This window comes from Pseudomonas sp. PS01297 (assembly GCF_029959305.1).
In the GTDB taxonomy this organism is placed as follows: Bacteria; Pseudomonadota; Gammaproteobacteria; order Pseudomonadales; family Pseudomonadaceae; genus Aquipseudomonas; species Aquipseudomonas helleri.
This window is the reverse complement of record NZ_JASCPQ010000036.1, coordinates 24,877-49,457: the sequence shown is the minus strand read 5'-3', so window position 1 is coordinate 49,457 and position 24,581 is coordinate 24,877. Positions and strand designations below refer to the sequence as shown.

The 24,581-nt window shown below is 55.2% G+C and carries 17 protein-coding genes and 1 other RNA gene; 8 read left to right on the top strand and 10 right to left on the bottom strand.

Features of this window, described 5'->3' with window-relative positions:
• Positions 1-125: 125 nt before the first annotated feature.
• Positions 126-476 carry a DUF3077 domain-containing protein gene (locus QMX84_RS12875; RefSeq protein WP_048373219.1) on the bottom strand — a complete coding sequence of 117 codons (351 nt, stop codon included), beginning with the start codon at positions 474-476 and terminating at the stop codon, positions 126-128.
• A 483-nt stretch (positions 477-959) separates the two neighbouring features.
• On the opposite strand from QMX84_RS12875, the gene QMX84_RS12870 reads away from it, so the two are divergent.
• The 8 genes from QMX84_RS12870 (at position 960) to QMX84_RS12835 (ending at position 8,113) form a co-directional block, all read left to right on the top strand.
• Positions 960-1,238 carry a hypothetical protein gene (locus QMX84_RS12870; RefSeq protein ID WP_262123732.1) on the top strand — a complete coding sequence of 93 codons (279 nt, stop codon included), beginning with the start codon at positions 960-962 and terminating at the stop codon, positions 1,236-1,238.
• 72 nt (positions 1,239-1,310) lie between these two features.
• Positions 1,311-1,702, top strand: a transfer-messenger RNA (tmRNA) gene (gene ssrA / locus QMX84_RS12865).
• A gap of 187 nt (positions 1,703-1,889) precedes the next feature.
• Entirely contained in the window at positions 1,890-3,146 is a 1,257-nt protein-coding gene (locus tag QMX84_RS12860) for an integrase domain-containing protein (RefSeq protein WP_282363962.1), read from the top strand.
• A gap of 299 nt (positions 3,147-3,445) precedes the next feature.
• Positions 3,446-4,171: a hypothetical protein gene (locus QMX84_RS12855; protein WP_282363961.1), complete on the top strand. Its 726-nt coding sequence runs from the start codon at positions 3,446-3,448 to the stop codon at positions 4,169-4,171.
• A gap of 971 nt (positions 4,172-5,142) precedes the next feature.
• Entirely contained in the window at positions 5,143-6,543 is a 1,401-nt protein-coding gene (locus tag QMX84_RS12850) for a YfjI family protein (protein WP_282363960.1), read from the top strand.
• Positions 6,527-6,886: a hypothetical protein gene (locus tag QMX84_RS12845; protein ID WP_282363959.1), complete on the top strand. Its 360-nt coding sequence runs from the start codon at positions 6,527-6,529 to the stop codon at positions 6,884-6,886. Before QMX84_RS12850 ends, QMX84_RS12845 begins: the two co-directional genes overlap by 17 nt.
• Positions 6,864-7,844, top strand: a complete 981-nt coding sequence (locus QMX84_RS12840; RefSeq protein WP_282363958.1) for an integrase domain-containing protein — start codon at positions 6,864-6,866, stop codon at positions 7,842-7,844. The genes QMX84_RS12845 and QMX84_RS12840 overlap by 23 nt, the downstream gene beginning before the upstream one ends.
• On the top strand, positions 7,841-8,113 hold the full coding sequence (locus QMX84_RS12835) for a hypothetical protein (RefSeq protein WP_282363957.1): 273 nt from the start codon (positions 7,841-7,843) through the stop codon (positions 8,111-8,113). Before QMX84_RS12840 ends, QMX84_RS12835 begins: the two co-directional genes overlap by 4 nt.
• Before the next feature lie 276 nt (positions 8,114-8,389).
• Here QMX84_RS12835 and QMX84_RS12830 read toward each other — a convergent pair whose 3' ends face one another.
• From QMX84_RS12830 to QMX84_RS12790, 9 genes are all read right to left on the bottom strand, one after another.
• Positions 8,390-10,588: a hypothetical protein gene (locus QMX84_RS12830; RefSeq protein WP_282363956.1), complete on the bottom strand. Its 2,199-nt coding sequence runs from the start codon at positions 10,586-10,588 to the stop codon at positions 8,390-8,392.
• A 53-nt stretch (positions 10,589-10,641) separates the two neighbouring features.
• Complete coding sequence (locus QMX84_RS12825) at positions 10,642-10,812, bottom strand: hypothetical protein (protein ID WP_282363955.1); 171 nt, start codon at positions 10,810-10,812, stop codon at positions 10,642-10,644.
• 1,186 nt (positions 10,813-11,998) lie between these two features.
• A complete protein-coding gene (locus tag QMX84_RS12820; protein ID WP_282363954.1) occupies positions 11,999-13,924 on the bottom strand; it encodes a hypothetical protein in 1,926 nt (641 codons plus the stop codon).
• A 10-nt stretch (positions 13,925-13,934) separates the two neighbouring features.
• The gene (locus tag QMX84_RS12815) at positions 13,935-15,908 is read right to left on the bottom strand and encodes a hypothetical protein (RefSeq protein ID WP_282363953.1); all 1,974 of its coding nucleotides are present in this window, start codon (positions 15,906-15,908) and stop codon (positions 13,935-13,937) included.
• Positions 15,905-16,582, bottom strand: coding sequence for a hypothetical protein (locus QMX84_RS12810; protein ID WP_282363952.1), 678 nt, complete (start codon positions 16,580-16,582; stop codon positions 15,905-15,907). Before QMX84_RS12810 ends, QMX84_RS12815 begins: the two co-directional genes overlap by 4 nt.
• A gap of 530 nt (positions 16,583-17,112) precedes the next feature.
• Positions 17,113-18,024 carry a restriction endonuclease gene (locus QMX84_RS12805; RefSeq protein ID WP_282363951.1) on the bottom strand — a complete coding sequence of 304 codons (912 nt, stop codon included), beginning with the start codon at positions 18,022-18,024 and terminating at the stop codon, positions 17,113-17,115.
• 9 nt (positions 18,025-18,033) lie between these two features.
• Positions 18,034-21,216, bottom strand: coding sequence for a DEAD/DEAH box helicase family protein (locus tag QMX84_RS12800; RefSeq protein WP_282363950.1), 3,183 nt, complete (start codon positions 21,214-21,216; stop codon positions 18,034-18,036).
• Positions 21,217-22,569, bottom strand: a complete 1,353-nt coding sequence (locus QMX84_RS12795) for a restriction endonuclease subunit S (protein WP_282363949.1) — start codon at positions 22,567-22,569, stop codon at positions 21,217-21,219.
• On the bottom strand, positions 22,566-24,542 hold the full coding sequence (locus QMX84_RS12790) for a class I SAM-dependent DNA methyltransferase (RefSeq protein WP_282363948.1): 1,977 nt from the start codon (positions 24,540-24,542) through the stop codon (positions 22,566-22,568). Before QMX84_RS12790 ends, QMX84_RS12795 begins: the two co-directional genes overlap by 4 nt.
• Between the last annotated feature and the right edge of the window lie 39 nt (positions 24,543-24,581).

The window sequence follows — 24,581 nt, the reverse complement described above, 5'->3', positions numbered from 1 at the left end:
GGCTTGCTCGCGATACAAACGACGCGGTGGTTCTGAAGACCGCGCCGACACTATCGCGAGCAAGCCCGCTCCCACAGAAATGAGGTCAATAGGACGCGCCTGCTTGCACTCAGGCGCGTGCTGCTCTAGTGCGTCGTCAACCCATCCAGCGACTTATCCACATACGCTTTGGCCAACTCCACCAAATGCATGCTCGACAACACCAAACTGCGCGCATGCCCGCTCAAACCATTCCCCGCCTCACACGCCGAAGCACCCGCGCAGCGCAACAAGTCTGACGCTTGGGCCAAAGCCGCTTCTACATTGACGTTGTCGGGTATGGCATACGTGGCCTGATCCACGTGCCGTGGAGGCTTATGGTCGTGCAGGTAGTAATTGAGGGCGCGCTCGGTGGCCGCGCGGTCTAACGACAGTGCATCGCACTGAACAGCCTCTTGCGAGGGTAAGGCAGGTGGATCGGGGACAATCTTTTTCATAGCGCTCTCCAAGTTTAGGGAGCTGCCTTAAATCGCGACTAACGATGGGGAGGCAGCCGTACGCAGGTTAGTCGACCGGCAAACTTGGAAACCGGCGCACTCGAAAGTGCCCTGCGCACGGCCACCATAAAACGCAGGCCATAGAAAAGGGCCTCGCGGAGGTAGCGCCTTGCGCCAAGTTTACAAGCCGGGCGACTAAACCCGACCGCTGATGTGCAGCGATGGGCCGAGACTATGCCCCGAACTGGACAGGCGCAAGCGAACGAGAGTGTCTAGGAAGTTTCATAAGAAGGAAAGGGATCGGGCCTACGAACCGCCTGAAAACGCCCCCTTTTTGGGCACAAAAAAATTCATCAAATACTGGCCAAACGCAGGCAGAACTCCAGAGCGTGGCTATAGTCAATTAGCTTGAACCCTAATGATTGGGGCCTATAACCGAGCCCGGAGCCACCGGGCCTTACTGTGCAAAAGGAGCTTGACCCTATGAAACGTACCGCATTGGCTGGTCTGTTTGTATCCGCTGCAATGTTGGCCTCTCCGGTGTTTGCGGCAGATGACCTCTGCCAGCTCAACCTTATACAAATCGCCAATGCCCGAGCGACCGTAGTTGCAACCAGTGAAAACACCCTGGGCGATATCGACGCACAGGTAGATAAAGCCAAAGCCGAACAAGCGGCTGGCAAAACTGAAGACTGCATCGCGACCACCAGCCAAACCTTACAGAGACTGCAAAACCTCATTAAAGGCGGTGATGGTAAGTAAGCCCATGAGGTTGGCCTTCTGCGCTGAATTGGCGTAGACTGCGCAGCTTGCTGGTTACGGCCAGCAAGCATCGGGGCCGTTTAGGATTCGACGCCGGTTGCGAAACTCTAGGTGCATGCCGAGTTGGTAACAGAACTCGTAAATCCACTGTTGCAACTACTTATAGTTGCCAATGACGAAACCTACGAGGGTCAAGCTCTCGCAGCGTAAGCTGCCTTAGCCATCCTCCTGGTACCTTCGGGTCCAGCAATCACTAGGGGATGCCTGTAAACCTGAAGTGATTGTCATATAGAACAGGATCGCCGTGCAGTACGTTGTGGACGAAGCGGCTAAAACTTACACAACTCGCCCAAAGCACCCTGCCCTTCGGGTCGCTGAGGGTTAACTTAATAGAAACGGCTAAGCATGTAGTACCGACAGCGGAGTACTGGCGGACGGGGGTTCAAATCCCCCCGGCTCCACCACTTTTACATCTAAAGACGTCCAAGGGCGTCTTTTTTTGTGTCTTAAATCCAATGAATACGGGGGTTTCGGGGCTTTTGGGTGCTTTGGAGGTTTTTTGAGTTCTAGGCGGTTTGGTATTCCCATTGGTATTCCCGGCTACCCGGGGCTAATCTTGGGAATACCAAACCGTGTCATGGAGTACTTCTCATGTGCGCTCAATTTACCCGCCTCTCTGACCGCCAGCTCAAGGCGATCAAGCCGAAAGACAAGGATTACGTCCTCACCGATGGCGATGGGCTCCAGTTGCGAGTCAGGGTCAATCGGTCGATGCAGTGGAATTTCAACTACCGGCATCCGGTTACCAAAAACCGAATCAACATGGCGCTCGGCCCCTATCCCGAGGTATCTCTGGCGCAGGCCAGGAAGAAAACCGTCGAAGCCAGAGAGCTGCTTGCGCAAGGCATCGACCCCAAAGCACAGCGTAATGAGCTGCACGAAGCCAAACGAGCCGAGACCGAGCACACGTTCGAGAATGTGGCCACCGCCTGGTTTGAGTTGAAGAAGGATTCGGTTACGCCTGCGTATGCCGAGGACATCTGGCGCTCGCTCACGCTGCACGTCTTTCCCGACATGAGAACCACGCCGCTGTCGGAAGTCACCGCCCCCATGGTGATCAAGCTCCTCCGTCCGATCGAAGCAAAAGGCAGTCTTGAGACTGTGAAGCGGTTGAGCCAACGGATGAATGAGATCATGACCTACGGGGTCAATTCTGGAATGATCTTTGCGAACCCCCTCAGCGGCATTCGAGCGGTCTTCAAGAAGCCGAAAAAAGAGAACATGCCTGCGTTAGCACCTGATGAGCTTCCCGAGCTGATGATGGAAATTGCCAATGCGAGCATCAAGCGGACTACCCGCTGCTTGATCGAATGGCAACTACACACCATGACGCGTCCCGCAGAGGCCGCGACGACACGTTGGGCAGATATCGATTTCGAGAAGCGTATCTGGACCATACCTCCAGAGCGCATGAAAAAGCGTCGCCCGCATACCATCCCGCTGACTGAACATGCGCTTGCGCTGCTAGCGACGCTCAAATCTCACAGCGGCCATAGGGAATATGTATTTCCGTCAGACAGAAACCCGCGCACCCATGCCAATAGCCAGACTTCCAACATGGCGTTGAAACGAATGGGCTTCCAGGATCGACTGGTTAGCCATGGTATGCGCTCGATGGCGAGCACGATCCTGAACGAACATGGCTGGGACCCGGAGCTGATCGAAGTCGCGCTGGCCCACGTTGATAAGGATGAAGTTCGGAGTGCCTACAACAGGGCAGCCTACATCGAACGCCGGCGCCCGATGATGGTTTGGTGGAGCGAGTATATCGAGAAGGCAGCTACGGGCAGCCTGTCAGCATCTGCGATCAATCAGACCGGAGCTCGCAACGTCGTACCGATAAGGTAAATGCTGATTGGTGCAGAGCGTCGGCAATCCACATATCGCCGACGTCTGGCATAGCGACAGTTATGTCGACTATCGAACACCGAATACGTAGAGTCCTCGTCACGATCTGACATGAAGCCCTGGGTAACGATATGCAGTGGTTGAAGAGAAAGTACGCGGAGACGCCAGTCCCGTATCGTTTTTACACGGCATCTCTTGTGTCGTTCTCTCTCGGACTAGTTTTGTCTGAAGTTTGGAAACAGTCCGCCTTTGAGACTGCGAACACAATAGCGTCGGCATTGATAATTTGCGGATTTCTCATGTGGTGCCTGCCGGCAGTGCGATGGATGAGAGATATTTGGGATCGTCCATTTGGGAAGACGCCTATCGTTCTGTTGCATGTCCTAGTTTTGCTATTAGCAACCAGTCTTTCCCGCTTTGCGGTGTCCGACGCGCTCGGGTTGCCACCCCAGTCATTTGATTTAACCGTGGGGTTCTTAGCTTTAATCTTTTACCTCCCGGCATGGATGGTGGTCGCTTCCACCATTTTCATGATTTTTGGCTTCCTGCTGTTCGTTGCGGTTTTGATCGCGATTTTCGTTGTAGGATCAATCCAAACACTCGCCCCCCTGTTAAAAGTCGTAGGGTTCAACTATTCAGCTACGCGAAATCGAGCCATGGCTCTATTCCATTCGGCCGGCGCTATTGCGACCGGGCTGGCTTTGCTCGCGACCTACTCTTTCTTAACCGAGACATATCAACCATGGATTCTTTCAACTATCAGATTTACCGCGGTTAAAACCGACTTTCACGCTGCGCCAAATTATCCTGACGTAAGCCCCGGAGAAAGGATACATCCACTCGAAAATGGGTACGTAGCGTACGCCCGTGTAAGAAATGACAAAAGCCTCGTCATCGGGGTCAGATCTCAAAGCGCGGCCACCTATGATCATTTGCTCCCCGAACCGATTTCCTCCGTCAAAGATATGACACTGCCTTTTTTTGAGATAGAGCCTCTACAGATATCGTCCAAAGCTAGCAAATGAATCCAAGCTGGGCGACGACGGCGACAAAGGCGACATTCGTTAGTCCGCTGGTGTGCAAGCTTGGCGACCGCGGTGGCGACCGTCGCCACATCTACCATCTCTCAGCATTTTCAAGCCAAGCCCCTGGGCATAGGAAGGCTCCGCATTCCCATGCGCAGGGGCTCGCATTTAAAAGACGACGAACGGCAGATCATCCATCCGCGCCCATCGGTAGCCACTGCTTTCCAGCGCCCTTAGAAGGCGCAATTCTCTAGATTCAAGTCGGTTGACCTCATGATACGTGGGCGATAGAAAGAAGCTTCAAAGCGTTGCCGTTGGCAGCTCCCAGGTGGCCCGAACCTTCGAGGTCACGCCGTTAGCGCGGTGGTTCAGCCCAAGTGCGATTCGCGCCCGGAAGCTCGCACGGTTACTCGCCAGAGTGACGGACGCCTACTCAACAATCCTGCCCATTGCGGCAATCCCTTAACCCTGCCGACCTGCAGCAACCATTCTGCTCGGCCAATGTTTTGCGCCAACCGTATGTCCGTCTCTTTCCCCAAGAAAGAGACGGACGCCTCATCCAACGCTGCAGCCCACGTCGAACGTGGCTTTGGGCCAAACAGCCTCGTGACAATTGGCGTGACAAACGCCGAATTCAACCGCAACACCCGATGCAGGTGATGGTGCCGCAGTCCACGGATTGGACTGCACCTGACTGACAGTCAAGCATGCCCCAGTCACCGCATCATCGCCTCACCAGACTCAGGATCCCGCGGCACTGGTCTCGTCAGCCAATGCAGCCTTCACCCGCCCACCGGTAACGGTGCTCAGGAGGCCAGATCATGAGATGCCCAAGCTCCCGGTCGTAAGGAGCCGCCAGTCCCGCGTAAGTGGACAAACCTCACAGGTCGCAGGGGCCTTGATCCCTGATAACACTCAACAACCGTGGCGGGATGAGTGAGGATGAAGTCGATCATCTCAGGAGAATGGCGATGCAACTGTGCGAAGCGTTCGAGCCGCCACAACCGTTGCTGGAATACCAGCAGGCGCCGCTGCCCTACCCGGTCGAAGCACTCGGGGAACTGTTGGGCCCTGCGGTCGGACGACTGGCCGAGGTGATCGGCGTGCCTTGCGCCATGGCGGCGCAATCGGTGCTAGCCACTGCAGCCCTCGTGAGCCAGGGTCATGCCAATGTCCAACTCGACGGCCGAGCCTATCCGCTGTCGCTCTACCTACTGACGGTGGCGTCCTCGGGTGATCGCAAAAGCGCGGTGGACCACCTGGCACTGAAGGCCGCACGCGACTGGGAACGACAGCAGTGGACCCTGTATGCAGAAAAGCTCAAAGCCTATCGCGCCGCTACCAACATCATGGCCAAGCCCAAAACCTCAAAGAACCACGCAGAAGCGGAAGGCAGCGAACTATCCGAGCCGGTACCGCCGAGACTGATCATTGCAGAGCCCACCATTGAGGCCCTGGTCAAAAGCTTGTGCCATGGCTTGCCCAGCATGGGTTTGTTCAATGATGAAGGTGGCCAGTTCTTGGGCAGCAGCACCATGAGCAAAGAGAATCTGCTCAAAGCGATCACCACCTTGTCGACATTGTGGGATGGCAGCCCGATCGACCGGGCGCGCTCCATGGCTGGAGAAAGCCTGCGTGCCTATGACCGTCGCCTCAGCCTGCATCTGATGCTGCAGCCCTACCTGGCCAACCAGCTGTTTAAAGACCCGGTAATCAATGGTCAAGGCATCCTGGGCCGTTGCCTGATCAGTTGGCCCGAGCGCCTGGCCGGCCAGCGACTCTACAAGGCAATCGACCTGACCCGGGACGCCAGAGTCCAACGCTACCAACAGCGGATCACCGCCCTGCTGCAACAGCCCTGGCCGCTTCACCAGGATGGATCACTCAATCCCGCCACGCTGGAGCTGACTGCCCGTGCCCGTCGTGCCTGGATAGATATTCACGACACCATCGAGTGCCAGTCTGGCGAGTTCGGCGAGCTGGCCGGCGTCCAGCCTGTCGCGGGCAAGGCCGCGGCGAATGTACTGCGCATCGCGGGCGTGCTGGCCATGGTTGAAGAGGCCAGTGTGTTGGACGAAGCACACATCCAGCGCGCCTCCACGTTGATGGATTACTACCTGGCCGAGATCCAGCGCCTGACCGAACAGGCGCCGGTCAATAGCCGATGTGAAGAGGCGGATCGACTGCTGCGCTGGCTGGTGCAGAAAGGCTGGGCTCGCTTCACCATTCGCGACGTCAATCGCAACGGCCCTCGTTTTGCCCGCAAGAGCGCTGACCACACTGCCTCTTTATTGGTCGTGCTGATCACTCATCGCTGGCTCAGCAGCCGCGACGGAAAAACGTTCGAGGTCCGTCATGTTTCGCCTCAATGACGCGGTGCGCCGCTACCAGACGCAACATCAATCGCAACCTGAATTGCGGCGTGTCGCAGCTTCTGTCGCCACCCTGTCGCCACGCGCCAGGCCAGAAACGACGCGGGTTGTCGCCATTGTCGCCGCTGTCGCCACACCACCACTGGAGCCTACCCACCTAGCCCGGCTGATCGAGCAACTGCGTGAGGAAGGGGCACTGCTGCAACACCACGAGAACGCCCTCCTGATCCGCCCGACACACTGGCAGCAGGTGGACAGGCTCAGCCCTCACTGGAAAGCCTTGCTGCTCTTTCTGCAAACAAACGAAAACGGTGATGACGATGGCCCTCGTCGGTCGGCGTGATGGTCGCAACTTTGGCTATGGCCGCCAGCTAAGCTACGCCGGCCTACAAGCGCTAAAGGATCTGTTTGCCGGCGGCCACTTCGCCACGGTCAAAGCGCATAGCGATCGCTGGCAAGCGTTCGTGCGTTGGTGTCGATCAGAGGATGGTCCCGGTTACAACGATGCGCGTCAGATCGATCGACGGACGATGCAAGACTACGCCGCTTACCTTCGCCAGCAGATCCTGCAAGGCGAACTCTGCATCGCGACCGCGCAGAACCGCCTGAGCAGCGTCAACCGCACCCTCGCCGCGCTGCGCGGTGATCAAGACGTGAGAATCGCCAGCCCGAGTCAGGCGTTGGGACAGCATCGCTCGGGCGTACGCACCCACGCGCCGGATGGCCAAGACCACCAGCAGGTGCGGCGAGTACTCGAGGCGCTTGGCGAACAGCAACACGAGCGGGTGGCCGCGATAGTCCTGTTGGCCCGCGCTACCGGTATGCGCCTGCGCGAAGCGATCCTGGCTGACCTGCCACGCTTGCACCGCGAAGCCGAACACTTAGGCCGCATCAACATCCAGGACGGTACCAAGGGCGGCCGCTCAGGGGCATCAGCGCCGCGATGGGTCGTGGCCAATGAAGCGGTGAAGACGGCACTGCAGTTGGCTCGTAAGGCGTCGCCGCCCCGCAGCCGCAACTTGCTGGCCCGAGACGAAAGCTACGCCGTATTCCTGCAACAGACCGTACTCCGCGCCCGCGAAACGCTGCATGAACACGGGCTGAAGGGCTTTCATGAACTGCGCACTGCCTACGCCTGCGAGCGTTACGAACAGCTCACTGGCCACGCCGCACCGGTCAATGGTGGCCACTGCTATCGCATTGACCGCGACCTTGATCGGCAGGCGCGCCAACAGATCAGCCTTGAGCTCGGACATAACCGGATCGATGTGGTGTCGGCCTACATTGGAGGTCGAGCGTGAGCAAGCCCTTCGATATGACGCTATTCCTGAGCGGCGTACTGACCGGCTCGAAGGTCACGCAGCAACGCCACCTACGGCAAGCCCGCATCATGCAAGCGGCTATTCAACAACGGTGGCAACGAGACAACCCGTGGACATGGCATCTCAAGCATGTACGTTGGTTTCTGATCCACCACTTAAAGGACCACTCTGAAGCCACTCGGTATTACTACCGGTTAACCTCACTGCTGATCTTGAAGAAACTGGGGAAGAGCCGGCCTTTGCGTTGAGAGTTGGGGGGATTGGTTTAAGCTAACGTCGCGGGCGCGGGCAGGCTGCTGCAGTCGGCTGATAGCATCCATCAAGCGCGTGTAAATCGAGAAAAATTCAACCATATACTCGCCCCTGATCTTTATAAAATCTCCCCGCAGCGCTCAGTAAACGCCATAGTTGAACCGTGCCAGCCCCCCCTGACATGCACGTACCGATTTGATTGCTAAAACTACCTCACGACAGCTTTACGCCGGAGCAAATATAAGTCTTTTCGGGACTTACAGATCGTCCGACTAGTCACACCTCTCCGCAGAGGGGGCAGCCACAACCTCTGCAGGCTGCACAGACGGCGCCACATAAGGCTCAGCCTCCACAAACCGATCTGAAAAGAAGGAGCTGATCTTACGCACGGCATGAGTTAGATACGCTCCAGCCTTCTCGTAATCCTTACTGTACCTTCCGGAGTGATTGTTGACGCGCCAAACGGGCCTCTCTCCTGCCCTGTCATACGCCATCTCGCCTGCAATACGAGCAGGCTGCATACCCGTCATGCTCGGATGACCCAGAACCACGGGCGTCGAGATGTCCTCGGCTACGTGCAGACTTCCATCCTTTCCGATAGCCCAAATGAGTTTCCGCCTCGGATCGCTGGCAACCTCTGGAAACATTGACTCCAACGAATTTTGCACAGGATCAAAGAATCGACGCTTGGTCGGGTTAGTACCTTTGCCTGTTTTCGATACCTCATCCTGCTTGATGTAGTTGGGGGCACGCAGCGCACCGTAGTGCTGATTCAGGTGATGTTCGTAGTCATCGTATCGACGTTTGAGAGCTTTGAGGAAAGCGTTGTAGAAATGCTGCTCACCTACATCTACCGTAGCAGTTCCTGGCTCCACCCCTTGCTCATCGAACGCCTTCAGGATCAGATCTGAGTACACGGGATCGAAGAGATAAATGCCAGAAATCGCGTTGCCTAATGGAATGTCGGTGGCATCAAGAAGCACTCTGAAGACACAATTATCCCCCCAAAAAAAATCCATCTGCCACTGTAGCCTGGCCAAGTGGTTCGTAAGAAAGCGCACCGTTTCCTCTCGCCAACGCTCCATTCGCTCGCGCTCGACGGTGTGATTCCCATTCAGCACCAGATCACCTGCCTCATAGGGCACCTTGTGCTTGAGCACATCCTCCCGAACCTGGGAAATCGAGGAGAGCCTAATTTTGCAGCTAAAGGCCTGTGAAGGGATGCTCACCAACTCCATCCACGCAGTCACCTCATCTACGATGCGGTCAGCTGTGGCACGTGCGAACGTGTACTGCAGGCGTGCTTTCCTATCCACAGGCACTATGGACACGTCGGGGATGATGACCTCATCCCACTCTTCATTCAGACCTCGTACCGACATGACTAATGCGCAACGAGACCTGAGTTTTCTCGGAGCGCTGGGGCCAAGCAGTTCGCCTACAGTTGTAAGGTGAGCGCGGGCGTATGGACCAAGTCTGTCGTCGTGGACGTAGACCCAATTTGATCCGTCCCTGAAATCGTATCCGAGAGCAGTGATTGCATGCCCTGCCATCAACGTCATCTTACGTCTTAGCGGGATAGACTCATCCGGGCTTCCAATCGTCTTCAACCTATAGACGTTACCGGTCAGGATCAGCGGCAGGTCGCTGTCCACATAGGCCGTAACGTAACCCTGAAACCACTTAGGGGTGCGGGTGGTTAGGTTCGTGTTGTGGTAACGCAGCCCTTCAACATCAAGCGCTCGTAGAATCTGCTTGTTGCTGAGCTCCTTGTTTGGGAAGCCATTGTTTGAGCCATCGACGAAGTTGAGAGCGGCGGTCGTGATTTCGCTGCAAGACGAAATCTCCTTGACGCTCCGCCCAGGCAGGCTGTGCAGCGCTGTCCAGATCGCCGTAGTGGCGCAGGCAGCAACGACCTTGTCCTGCTCTTGGAAAGCGATGGAATCCACGTGAAGCTTGATACCGAACAGGTTTACCTCGTAGCGCTTCGAGATTTTTTGCTTGGTTCCTGCGCCTTCAGCAATATCACCAAGGATCCGCAGGCAGGTTTTGCCAACGAAGGTCTTCGTGAGGGGCTTGATTACCATGAAGCCAAGGTAGTGCTCCTGTAGCCATTCGGCCGTCATCTCGTCACTTTGCTGACCGTGTAAGAGGCCATCCAGGCTATGGTGTTTGAGCTCACAGCTGAAAAAATGTAGCCGGGCACATTGGTACCCATCGTTCCCAAATCGGCCGACGTAGAAATTGGAGTAGTCCTCCATGAAATCGCGATCGATGTATTTCGGCTCAAGGAGGATGCTGCTCTCGCTCCCTGGCTTCGGGTCAGGGTTGAACTCGGTCAGGTAGCGGAAGAGGTAATTGATCTGTGGCTTGTCGAAGATGTCTGAGTGGTCGTACCCGAAACACTCATGAATCAAAGCAGCAAGCGTCGGCTCGGCGAATTTGGAAACGAGGTATGGAGTCGGAGTCATTTGGGTCGCGCAAAAAAAAGCAGCCGATTGGCTGCTTTTTATAGAGAGGGAGGTTACAGGCTGCAGGTTTTGGACAGCAGATCGCGGGTGACTTCTTGAGCAGTAAATTCGTTGGCCAGCCGCTTGTTGAACGCAACAGACCGCTCACGGGTGAGACGAAGACGCTCCTCACGGTTAGCCCCCATACGGTTACGTGCTTCTGCTACCAGACGATCCAAGCTCATTTCCAGTCCCCCAAAACAGAAAAATCCAACTGCCGCTCCAGCGATCCTGATAAGTGATCACTGCGCTGATGCGACGCCTCGAGGCGAAACGTTCGCCGATGCGCTTCTCCCAACGCTCAGTCTCAGCAGACACCAAGCTTGAGCAGACACGTGACATCATTCAGACCGAGCGAAAGCTTCCAGGTTCAGAGCGAGCACGTGGAGATACCGCAAGCCGAAACGCGAACCCAGTCTCGGCACCCGCTGCAGATACGCAAAACTAACCCTCTCGAAGGGCTGCTAACGACGTCAGTGCGGTGGATGAGGTGATTGTGGCATAGCCGCATAAGGCAGCGCGAGAAGAATTTATACACTTATAGTGGAAAAAGGGGATGCGATCCGTCGTTTCAGCTCGATACGGCAACGCACCGAAACACGTGTGACGGCTCTATCAAAAGCCGTTTCCACGCTTGCGTAACACGGATCTTTAAGCCCGTTCGGTGTCCGCATGAATCCACGAAACGTGTGCAGATTACTTACCCAGCAACCCGCAATAGCTGATCCAAGCACGGACGTTAGATAATAAGCATCCTGCACACTGCCCGATCCAAAACGCGAAACAGATGTAGCGCCCCTTCCAGATCCAGGAAGCCCGCAACGCCTTCGTCGCCCGCCGCTACGAGATCAGCCTTATTATCACTACAGCGCTAATAATCGATTGCTGTCCAAGGTGACCGCACCGATGACTGTATCTCAGAGCGCCTGCAATTTTCCCAGACCAGAGCCATCAACTTCCAAGCGAAACGTTGACATTTTTCTTGACAGCTGATTAAATTTTCAAAGATGCTCTAGAGTTCGTGAGATTTGCTCCCTAGTACCAACAGGGCTGGCAAAGCCAGCCCTGTTGGTACTAGGGAGCGAAAAGCAACTGCATTTTTCGCTACAGCCGCCGCTCTACGCTAGGCATATCAGTGATTCTCTCTGGACCTACCGCCTTAGCCATCTCGCACGCCGCCCCCATTCAACCTGTGGCATGCAGGCCCTGCGCAACTTCCTAGCCTAAGTAGCCTCGACGTACATCTGTCTACCGACCAGACCTACATCCAACAGTGCCGCAAAGAAGCTTCGGGGAACTGACTGCAATCAACTGCAAGTGCTTCGACCAAGAAATCACCCAAGGCTCGGCCATATGGCAGCTGTGCCATGTTTAATTTAACCGGGAGGGCGACTTTCTTCGACCCTGTATGCGGAATGCCACTACGGAATAAGTCATTGTTCCGCTATCGGGTTTTCTCTCGTATACCCCTACAAGATTGCGAAGGTGGTCGCTTCCCCCGCCCCGATCTACCAGATCTAGGACCATGAGAATGCAAAAAGTCACATTGACGCGTTGATAGGCTGTCGCTTGCAATCCAAATTGCTCGACCAAGCCATCTAGTGAAACGTCGTCATCCGTCTTTTTCAGTTCGGCTACGGTCTTAATTCCATCGCGCGCGAAGTGAACGTCGACCCTACCGTTGGCAACATCGTTCACCTCTCGCTGAGCAAGCTCTCTCAGCGGCGTAGCTTGAAGGAACCCATAATAATCTTTGTGCAAATCGGCCTCGAGGGGGGGCTGATCAACACTGCGATTGAACAGGTAGTCAATCCCTGTGACCGCAGTGCGGGTGAGGCTCTCGCGCGAAGCTACAAATGAGATCGTGTGGTAGAGGACCTGAATGAAAAACTCCTGCGCGTGACCGTGGTAGTCCTGGTTACTTACAAGTTTATTGTGGAGCTGCTCAAATACCTCGGTAGCTATAGGCTCAATTCGCTGGAGCTGCACCGCTGCCATAGCTGCCTCAAGTACTACTCCTGCACTCAGCGCGATCGCATCAGGGATGTCGGCCTTCTGAATTATCGCGGCAGCGGTGACCGGTGCCACTACCGCGTCATGAGGGTTTCGGTGAAGGCTCGCTGCCATCGCCACGTCGATTTCATCGCGCATCACGCCCGCAGCAGTTGCGGATAATGAGCTCTTGTTCTCGGTCAACCACTCGTCGAGCACTGCCAACTGAAAAGTATTCGCTTGGATAGTGCCAACAATACGAGGCCTTACGAGCGCCTCTATACCTCCTGCCTGATCACGTTGAAAAATGGACATACTCGCTTGGTAGACACGGAGGAGCTCCTCTTCGATCACACGAGCTGCATGCAGCCATGCGCTCTTGAGCAAGCTCGTGTCGAGCGTCGCGAGTCGAGTCCCAAGTTCCGCCCAACGCAGAGCTTCAATCGACGCAGCACCAAGCCAACTACTACGATCGAGAGGACGATCCGACGGCATCAACACCGCAGAGTAGCCGAAAGCATCTTTGCGAATCTCGGCCAACCTAGCCGGAAGTTGCTCATGGAGACTACCTGTTTGGAAATCAAGAAGAACGCAGATGCAGTGGTAATAGAGTTCTGCGTCCTGACGCTCCTCGCTCATTGCTAGAGCATGCGCCATGAAGTCACGCGCTCGATGGAATGCTTCCACTGCTGTTTCATGATCTTGCGCATCTAAGCCGTCCGACAGTGCAAGCAACCCCAGAGCAAACGAAGCCTCATCTTCTGCCTCCGGAACGTTGGCGAGATCACGCAGCGCTACCAATAGGTCATTATCGGGAACGTGAGCTAGGATCAAACCATTCACTTTGGCAACATGCCGCAGGTAGCTACCATCGTCACTATGTTCGACTTCCAGGAGATGTGCTTGAAGCTTGCGCAGATGAGCAGGACGTCCCTGAGAGAGATACAATGCGCCCAATAAAGACTGGACTCGAGCGCCCGGATAAAGCTCCTGCCGGCCGGTATGATCAAGAAAGGCCCTCTGCAAGTCGCGCACAAATTTTTCATCCATACCGGCCAGGGAAGCCGAACGCCGCACGATCTCAATCAGCACACCTGGATCGCAGGTCTCGCGGATCAAATCGAATGCAGTAGCTCTTGCGCTTGGAGTTCCAGCGTCGACAAGCTCATAGAAATATGCCGCGCTTTCTGGAGTATCCGCGAGCGCGACTGATATCTCACGAAGCTCGAACTCAGACAGCTCATTCAGCTCGACCGGTTGCTCCCTGCGCAACGCATCAATGATGCTTCGTGACTGATCGTTCATCCCTTAGTCCCTAGAAGAGCGTATCGCTGCCGATGGCCACTCTGCGTCTATCCAAAGGTATAACTGAATCAAGCTCTGGGCGTGCAAGGGCACCCACAATGACTTGGATGCCAGGTATCTCTTCCACGGTTTTACTCACCGCCTCAATTAAAGCAGCGAAATCTGCAACGCTCATTTCCGATGCTGCTGGCGAGTCCAATACAAGAAGCCCCGGATGCCTGCCATAACCGCGCGATCGAGCAACCTGAAGAGTGGCCAGTGCTGCCGCGACACGTATGCGAAGATTTTCCCCCGCATTCAAGCCGGTGAATGTGACATTAACGCCACCCTGACGCAGATCCATTCGATGAGCCTTGAATGAAAACTCCTCCAGGTTGCGAACACCAAACCGCTCGGCCAGGTTAAAGATCTGATCGCCGACCTCTTTCATAATTTCTGCTTGAAGCGACTCCATTGCGCATTTGGTCACCGCCTCTGCTGCACTGAGCATGCGCAAAGTTTCGTCTTCATCGAAGGTTGTCTCCGCAGGCCCAGCAAGCATGGCCCCTAACTCCTCGATTCGCGCTTCAAGTCCGACGATTTCGCGTGATAGTTGCTCGGATTCATCGCTGGCTGAGAGCGTTGCTGATATCTCGGACAGGCGTTGATGAACCGAATCACGACTGCCTTCTGCATTTCGAAGCGTGGATTGTACGTGTTGCAACGCTTGCTCCGCGCTATCACGCACTTGGCCTGAATCTGCCACGGCCGCTTCCAAATGAGTCAGGCCATCCGTGTCGGACGAGTCGTGGTCAGTATCGACATCCCCACATAAGCCACAGGTTCGAGTGTTTTCTTCAGTAAATCGCCCTGGTTTGAAAGAGGCTTCACAGGCAGGACAGCAGACTGGTTGCAGCTTTCTGAAAACGTACCCCGCAGCAAGGTCGTCTTTGGCTTGCTGCAAAAGACGGCGAGCGTTGAGGTGCGCAACCGAGGATTCATTGGCCAAGGTTTGCGCAATATTCAGCTCGGTTCGACGCGCAACGACAGTGGCTTGCGATGCGGCCAGTTGCTGATCCAATATACTGATTTCAGTCCGCATCTCGTGCCGACTGGGCAGCGCCGCAAATCGGGTCTGCTTATCCTTCTTCTGACCCTCGAGCTCAGCCAGTCGGGTTCGAATCTTTAGCGTCTCGGTCGCATTGGTACCTTTTGCCTTTTCATGCTCACTCTTCAAACGCTTGTGCGCTGTCGAGATGGCCGTGTAGGTCGATACCCAAGGCAGACCGATGAACATTTGGATGAGGCGTATAGGCAGTCCATCCTCAGTGTGATCACCGAAAACGGCTGATCCAGGCCCAGCGATGAATAGCGCAGAGGACATAGAGGACCAGCCGTGTTCAACCACAGTCGCTTTTGCTGATCGGAAAGCTTGAAAACGATCAAAGCCGAGTTCATCCATGAATACGGCCTCAATGGCTTCGCTCAGTTTCTCACCCGCAAGGCCCTCGTAGAGGGAAAGCTCGGTGCCGTCACTCCGTCGAACCAGTGATGCTTGTGCGACGGTTTCGTCTGTCTCGCCTGCATTCTTGCGTAGCGAAGTGATGTAGGGAACACCGTCGATCTCAAACTCCACTCGAAGGCCTTCTATCCAGCTCCAGACATCACGCTTGATCTTCCCCGGGAAGCGCCCTTGCAAAGCAGCCCTGACCACTGCAAGTGTGCTCGATTTTCCTTTCGAGTTCCCTTCTGAGAGAAGTGCCCAAAGGCCGCCACTGAGGCCAGACCAATCGAAAGTAAAGGGCGTTTGCTGCTCTTTCTCATGCTTGACGCCTTCCATGCGAACTGACACTAGGTTCAGCGTCCGTACCCGAGGGAGGACAGGCTTGGGGCGAATGTTCAAATTGTCGAGTGCAGTCGCTATTGCTTCTGGCGTAGATTTGGCCTTTTGGGCTATGGCCTGATGCCACTCACCAACGGTCATGCCATCTTTCTTGTCGGTCATACGATTTGCTTTTCAAGAATGCCGCTCATGCGTTGTAGCACACGGCTTTTGATGGAGGGGATGACCGCACCATAAGGAGTAGAGGCATAGTCATCGTCTGCGTAGTGAATATCTTTCAACGCGGTACCGCTCTTATCTTGGGCAACCAGTAACGCAAGGTTGGTTTGCGTTTCATACCAAGAAAGTGCGGGTTGATCTGAGAGTGCTTGCTGAAGAAATTCGCGGGCCAGCGGTCCGGTCAGATATTCGTACTGGTACTTACCGTTCGCGAGCTTACGCTTCATAGACTTGGCAAGGCCACGATATCCAAGGATGGACAAAGATTGCTGGAGATCATCGTAGGCGCCACGCCGCCAACGAATCATCTTGACGATGCGGACATCCGGCTCATCTGAGTCGAAGATATGACGGGCAGCATCTAGTAAGGCAGTGTCCTGTGTGCGTGCGTAGAGACTCAGTAGCTGGTCGGCAAGGTAGTCGGGATAGCGGATCCAGAAGTCAATTGCCAGTGCTCTTTTCTCACCATAGAACGCGCGGTCCCAGCCATCGCTGGCCGGTGTGATGGAAGCACTGCCTCGCACAAGGATGAACAATAAACGCAAAGCGTCGCGGTAGGCATGCCCCGTCTGACTCGACACGTCCTGCTGCCCAGCGCTCGAACCGAGCTCAATCATGGCTCCACTTCCTCTTTTTCTGTCCCTGAAAAACCCTTCAATGGGTGAGATCAATCCACCTCGATATGCAGCGGGCTTGGCGCTGATCACTACTTCTCAGTGCTGGATGATGGCAGTTTAGTATGAATGAAAAGTAGCTAAGCAGCGAGGGATAGGGTTCCTCAAGATGAGGTGGGCGCGACTGACGCTGATAGACACAAGATCTCAAGCGACTCGCTGATCGATTGAACGAGTTCGCTCTGGATCGCGAGCCGCCGGACGCGATAGCAACATCTATTGCTGGAGTAGAGACCATCCGACCGATTACGTTTCGACGAAGTAACGCACGCGATCCTCAGCCCACCGCAGTGCACTTTGTTCGCTGAGTGGTATTCCTACTGGTATTCCATGCAAAAAACAAAATAAAAAATACCATTTAAAATCAATAAGCTAGATTGTCAGTTCAAATTACCCCGGCTCCACCAAATCCGAAAAAAAAGACGCCTTAGGGCGTCTTTTTTTGTGCCTGAATTTTGGTGACAAGCAAAAGCTCACTCCCCCGCAAAGTAATCACTGTCCAACTGCTTAACCTCGTACACCTGTTTAACGCTCACACCCAGGTTGTGCTCCACCATCAACCGCGCCAGTTCAACGCCGTCAATCAATACCACCTTGATATCAAGCCCCAGCGCAGCCGTGCGGGCACCGTCAGAGAAGTCCGAGGTGGTGATAAACACACCCTTGCGCGCACGCTGGCGAGTCAGCGCGCCGATAAACTTGTCGATCTCTGGTCGATGCACCGTGTTAGCCCAGCGCTTGGCCTGCAGGTAGATCACGTCGAGGCCAAGCTTGTCTTCTTTGATGATGCCGTCGATACCACCATCATTGGTCGCTTGGGTCGCCTGACCCGCTTCCTTGCGCGAGCCGCCGTAACCCATGGCGATCATGAGGTCGACCACTAACTGTTCAAAAAAACTGGGGGTGGCTAGCCGGACTTGCGTGAGTAGCTCGTCCGCCAAAGATTGCATCAGTTCCTGATGCGCCTCGGCCAACTGCTCGTCTGGCGTGGTTTGAGCAACATCAATGCTCAGCACAGCCGGGGCGTCAATGGCTTGCGGTTTGGCCGTGTGGAAGTCTGCGAACTCGGGAAACTGTTTCAACCAGCTTACGGTGATGCGTTGCGGGCCGTTGGCCAGAGCATCAAGGCCACGCGGGGTGATTTGCACCATGCCCTTGGCCGGAATGCACAGCAGCCCGGCCTTATTCAAATAGGTGCGCGCCCAGCCCACTCGGTTGTTGATGACCGTTTGATGCCCCGAGGGTAAGCGCTCCTTACGTTCGTCGTCAGTCAGTTGGAACTGATCAGCCACCCGCTCGCGCAACTCATTGAGCGGCAGCGGCGCACCATTCTGCACGGTGCTCAGCACCGGGCGCATCACGCTTTGAAAATCCGGAATTGCCACAGTGACTCCCTAGGTACCGCTCACGCTGCTTTCATCGTGAGCCGCAACGGTTTTAAGCATTTTCAAAATCACCAGCGCAAATGCACGGCTTTTCGTCTCGTTATCCAGCACTTCGAGTGACATCTTCTCGTTGTCGGTCATGGCATCCAGCACAGTGTCCAACACACGTTTGGGGAACAGGCCGTGCATCACTTGGTCAACCGAGTGGTTATTCACTTGGGCCATGACATCTTCCTGGCGGCTGATGCGCTGGGCGATGCCGGTAAGAAACTGTAGCTGGTCTTCATCACCTACTTCGGCACCGAAAATATCGTTTAAGGCTTCGATGATTTCTGACAGGCGCTTCTTCTCAGGGTCATGGGGTTTGCCGCTGCCCACGTCGCTACCTGGCTTAAGACCGTACTCGCCTTTTTCTTCGCTCAAGCGCAAGGTGTGTTCGGCACGTTTGCTCAGGCGGTAGTGGCTAAGTTGCAGCTCGCCCACATCGACGTCGTCTTGTAGCAGGCGATCGACGCGCAGCAACGGGTGCAGGTGCTTGGCATACACGCACAATTGCTCCAATTCGCGATCCTCGTAAGGCACGATTTGCGACAGAAACTCGTACAGGCGCACAAAGCTTTGCAGGTTTTTGCGAAACAAGTCGAGTTGATCCACCTGCTCGCCCGCCTCTCTTAATGCATGCTCGGCTTTTTTCAAACCAGCACTGTCGCCATTGGCTTGGGCAGTGCGTTTGTAATCCAGCGCTTGCTGGCGCGACTCCAGCGAGAAGGCGTAGCGCTTGGCAAAACGTTCTTTGGCCGGGGCACAGTAATAACTGAGTTTGCTGGCTTGCGCCTTGGGGTCGAAAAAGGCCAGTGCAAACGCTTCGACCTCTTGCCAGTGATAGATACCCTCGGCATCCAGCTTCTTGTGCAGGTCATAGATGATCTGCGGGTCGGTCACGTCGGTCAGCTCAGCCTTGGTGTAGTACGGCAAGAAGGCGTCGAGAATGTCCTGCGGCTCGTTGAAGAAATCGAGGATAAAGGTTTCTTTGCTGTCACCAAAGGTGCGGTTTAGTCGTGACAGCGTTTGTACGCAGTCCACGCCTTGCAGCTTCTTGTCCACGTACATGGCGCACAACTTGGGCTGATCGAAGCCGGTCTGGTACTTGTTGGCGGCGATCATCACGTTGAAGTCTTGGGTGTCGAAAGCGTCTGCGAGGTCGCGGCCATTCAGGCCCGTATTGAGCAGGCTGCTGTTTTCTGTCACCTCTTCAGGGATGACCTCATCGGGCAACACGCTGCCGGAGAAGGCCACCAGCGGGTGCACATCGCGGTAACCCATTTGCTGAACATAATCTTTCAATGCCAGTTGATAACGCACCGCTTCCTGTCGGCTGCTGGTCACAACCATGGCCTTGGCCTGACCGTTGAGCAAGCCACGGATATTGGCACGGAAGTGTTCAACGATCACTTCAACCTTCTGGCTGATGTTGTACGGGTGCAACCGCACCCAGCGCGCCAGCTTGATACGGGCTTTTTTGCTGTCCACCTCATCGTCTTCGCCGTTTGGATGGGCGATCTTCCAGGCAGTGCTGTAGGTGGTGTAATTACGCAGCACATCGAGGATAAAACCCTCTTCGATGGCCTGGCGCATGGAATACAGGTGAAACGGTTCGGGTTTGTTGCTGGCGCTGGCGGGCAATGCAGGGTCAGCCGGGCGACCGAACAGCTCCAACGTCTTGGCTTTAGGTGTGGCGGTAAACGCGTAGTAGCTAATGCGTTCATTGGGTTGGCGCGCTTGTACGGCAGCATCCAGCAACTCTTCGGCGCTCACCTCTTCGGCGTCCAAAACATCGCTGCCCAGGATCTGTTTTAGCTTGCTGGCTGAAGAGCCGGTTTGCGATGAATGCGCCTCGTCGGCGATCACGGCATAGCGCCCGCTGGCCAGCTTAGGGTACTTGTCCAGCGCATCGAACAATGCCGGGAAGGTCTGGATGGTGACGATGATAATGCGCGTCTGCTCTGCCAGCGCCTCGGCCAGTTGCTCGGACTTGCTCTGGTTGCCAATGTCCCGGCTGATGGGCTTGACCACGCCTTGGGCGTGCTCGAACTGGTAGATGGTGTTTTGCAGTTGGCTGTCGAGCACCGTGCGGTCGGTGATCACGATCACCGAGTTGAACAGCCGCTGACCCGCATCATCGTACAGCGAGGCCAGTTGATGGGCCGTCCAGGCAATGGAGTTGGATTTACCTGAACCCGCGCTGTGCTGAATCAGATAACGCTTGCCCGGCCCTTCGTCGCGGGTGGTGTTAATCAGCTCATTGACCACTTCCCATTGGTGGTAACGCGGGAAGATCATGGTTTCTTTGGTGACCGGCGTACCGTCGAAGCCCTCGCTGGTTTTTTTGTCCAGATGCAGGAAGCGCCCCAGCACTTTAAGCCAGGCATCGGGCTGCAACAGGCGTTGCCACAGGTAGCTGGTGGCGTATTGGCTATCGTCTTCCGGCATCGGGTTGCCCGCGCCCCCCTCTTCGCCGCCGAGGTTAAATGGCAGAAAGAAGGTGTCTTTACCCGCCAACTTAGTGGTCATCGCCACCTCGTTCTGGCCCACGGCAAAGTGCACCAACGCGCCACGTTTGAAGGTCAGCAACGGTTCGGGTTTGCGCGTCAGCGGGTCTTTAACCGGGCGGTCATTGCGGTACTGGCGTTTGGCGTTTTCCAGCGACTGCTTGAACTCGCTTTTGAGCTCCAACGTGGCAGTGGGGATGCCGTTGACGAACAGCACCAAATCCAGCCGTGGGTCGTAACTCTCGCGCGCATGGGGTGAATAAGACACCTCCGGCACCACGCGCAGGCGATTGCAGTGGTAACGCTTGAGGGTGTCCGGATTCATCCCGTGGTCGGGCTTGAAGCTGCACAGTTCTACTTTTACTGCTGGCAGCTTAAAGCCATGACGCAGCACATCCAGCGTGCCGCTCTGCTCCAGCTCGCGCACCAGCTTTTGCACCAGCACATCATCCGGGTTGTTCGGGTTGGCCTTAGCGAACTTGTCCCAACGCTCCGACCAAGCCTCCTTGAAGTAGCCCAGCACATCTTCGGTATACAGCCCTGTGCGGCGGTCGTAGCCACTGGCCGTGCCAACTAGCCAGCCTTGGGCAGCCAGGGCGGTGATGATGTCCTGTTGGAATTGCGCTTCCTTGCTGCTCGCCATTTATACGGCCTCTGCTTCTAATACGGGGGATGGCACGCTGACCGGTGGCTGCCAGCCGCGCACGTCGATTTTACCAGTGACGGCAGCGGAGATTAGGGCAGAGCGGCGCTCTTCGAGTAGTTGTGCAAGCTTCATAGCATTGTCGATTAGCTCGTCAAATCCACTGACATTTCTATTCAAGAATTCGACTATGGAATTTTGTTCATCTATAGACGGTAAAGGCGTTGGCGTTTCCGCAATTGTTCGCAGTGAAAGATTGTAAATAGTCGTCCCGGTAAGCTGGCTTTCGAAGAAGCGCTTAATCTGCTCTGAGGAAAAAAGATATAGGCAAAATCTTGGTGAAAGTGACTCAGTACAATTTATATAGGCTGCGCTTTTTCCTAAGATCACCGGCTCGCCACTGTAAAGCGCAAGGTTTCCTATGGTGCCATTTATAGAGATAAGGACTGTGCTCGAATCAAGCAACACTCGATGTTTTAAAAATTCTTGGCGATTAACTTGCCGAGTTGTTGGGGAGATGGTAATTACCCCTCCCGCAAGATTATTCCCATTGATAAAAAAATAATCACCCGCATCGTCATACTCTGGGGTGGAGTGCAAACCATCACCGATCCTAGTGCTGTGGTATTTAAGGCGAGAAACGTCCCAATGCGCCGGCACCTCGCCTAGACAATCCACGCCAGAGTCTTTCATCTGCACCGAGGGGTCGAGGCCTTTGTTAACGGCGTGGGAAATCACAGCCTGGCGCTTTTCCTTGAGTAGTTCGATCAGGCTCTGCTGTTCTTCGATCAGCGCGTCGATACGAGCGGTTTCGTGATCGAGGAATCGGGCGATTTGGATTTGTTCTGAGGAAGCTGCGACTGGAAGTAGTAATGATCCAAACTGATCATAAGTGATGGTTTTCCCCTCTCTTATTCCAGTCGTTACCGACTGCAGAGCTGAAATGTACGCATCCTCCTTAAGCAGGTATTTGAACAAGCCCGGGTAGACATCATTTTTAGTGTTTCGTCGTAGAACTGTGTAAGCAGGACTGACGCAGCCGTCATATGCAGAATGCTCAATCCCACCCTGAAATGATCTAAGGCTGATCACGAAGTCATCAGCCAGTACACCTTTAAAATTTTGGGTACCTGCAAGAGCCAGAACAACCTTTACGTCATTCTTCTCCATAAAATCTTTTTGCGGAATGACCCCATATGCTTGAGTTGCAGCTAGCTGCTCTGAGCCTGACTGTGCCGTATCCCTAGCATTTCTGAATAGACGCTTAGCAAGGAATATCTTCCAGTGCTGAGGAATCTCGCCTAACCACTCAGCTCCTGAGTCCTTGTATTCCGGATACACAGGAAAACTCATGCCGACAACCCCTCAATCATCTGCTTAATCCGATCAGTACAAGCCTTCAGATCACGATCAATCTCAGCCAACGGGCGCGGCGGCTGGAACACATAAAAGTGGCGATTAAACGGAATCTCAAACCCAACAACGCCGACCTCACCGTCCAGCGCATCAGTTTTGCTTTCGTCAATCCAGGCATCCGGCACATGGGGGATGACTTCGCGCTGGAAGTACTCGTGCACCGACTCGCCCAGCGGCACGTTCTCGTTATCACGCAGGCCCGTGTCCGCTTCCGCTTGGCCCTTGGTCATGCATATATCGGCCTCAGGGTCGCGCTCGCTCAGGGCATTCAGTACGGCTTTGAACTCCGGTGCGCTCAGGCTGACTCTGTGCGCGGTCAGGGCTTTTTTCAGGAATTTGGTGAATGCCTCGCGGTTACGGTGCAGTACGCTCGCATCCAGCGTTTGCAGCGCTTCCATCAGATGCTGCTGGGCTTCACTGTCGAGCTTCTGAATGGCCTTTTCTTCCTGCACTTTAGCGATGCGCTCAACGCTAGTCTGGAAGTTCAGGCGCAGCGGGCGCTCGACGGTGATACGCCGGTAGCCAAAGGCGTCGATAGGGAAGATTTTGCTCTGTGCGGTGTGCTCGAAGCTGCCGTACAGGCGCACCAGCTCGTTGATTTGATCGTCGGTGATGTACTGGCGCTTGCTGCCCAGCGACTTGCGCATTTTGGCGTAGTGCTGGCTGCCATCAATCAGCTGCACCTTGCCCTGACGCGCAGCAACCTTGTGGTTGCTGAGTATCCACACATAGGTGGCAATACCAGTGTTGTAAAACATGTCGGTGGGCAGCGCGACGATGGCTTCAACCAGGTCGTTTTGCAGCAGGTAGCGGCGAATCTCCGACTCACCCGAACCTGCGCCGCCGGTGAATAGTGGCGAGCCGTTGAGGATGATGCCGATCCGCGAGCCACCCTCACGCGGGTCACGCATCTTGCTGACCAAGTGCAAAAGAAACAGCAGCGAACCATCAGACACCCGTGGCAAGCCCGGACCAAAGCGGCCATCGAAGCCCTTGTGGCTGTGCTCATCGGTGATTTGCTTTTGTACTTTCTTCCACTCCACGCCAAACGGCGGGTTGCTGAGCATAAAGTCGAAGCGTTTGTCGGCCAGTTGGTCGTTGGACAGGGTATTACCGAGCTTGATGCTGGCTACGTCCTGGCCCTTGATCAGCATGTCCGCCTTGCAGATGGCGTAAGACTCAGGGTTCAGCTCTTGGCCATGCAGCGATACGCTGACCTTTTCGCTGATGGACTGGATGTACTCATCGCCCTCAGATAAAAAGCCACCGGTGCCCGCGGTCGGGTCATAAATGGTGACGATGCTATTGGGTGCGAGCTTATGGTCTTGATCAGTGATCACCAATGAGGTGGTGAGGTGCACGATATCGCGCGGGGTGAAGTGCTCCCCGGCAGTTTCGTTGGAGCTTTCGGCAAACTTGCGGATCAGCTCTTCAAAGATGATGCCCATGCCGAAGTTGCTGATGCGCTCAGGCTCCAACGGTGCGACGGCAAAGCGCTGTACCACTTGATACAGCAGGTTGGCGCTCTCCAGTTGCTGAACGAAATCCTCGAAGTGAAAGTGCTCAAAGATTTCGCGGGCGTCCTTGCTGAACGCCTGCACGTAGCTCATCAAGTCGGCCGCCGTCTGGGTATCAGACAACGTGCCGAGGGTCAGTGGTGAGGCGTTGAAGAACTGATGGCCAGCCGCGCGCAGTAAAATCATCTCGCGAACGGTATCGGGGCGACCTTCCTGAGCGTAGGTTTGTTTGATCACTTCATCCTTGGTTGGCGCGAGTACGCACTCCATCCGCCGTAACAGGGTAAACGGCAGGATGATGCGGCCGTATTGCGATTGCTTGAAGTCACCGCGCAGCAGATCGGCAATAGACCAAAGAAACGCAGCCGTCTGGGAATGATTTTCCGTGTTCACGCAATAACTCCTTGGAGTACGGGTAAAAACGCAAGTTTA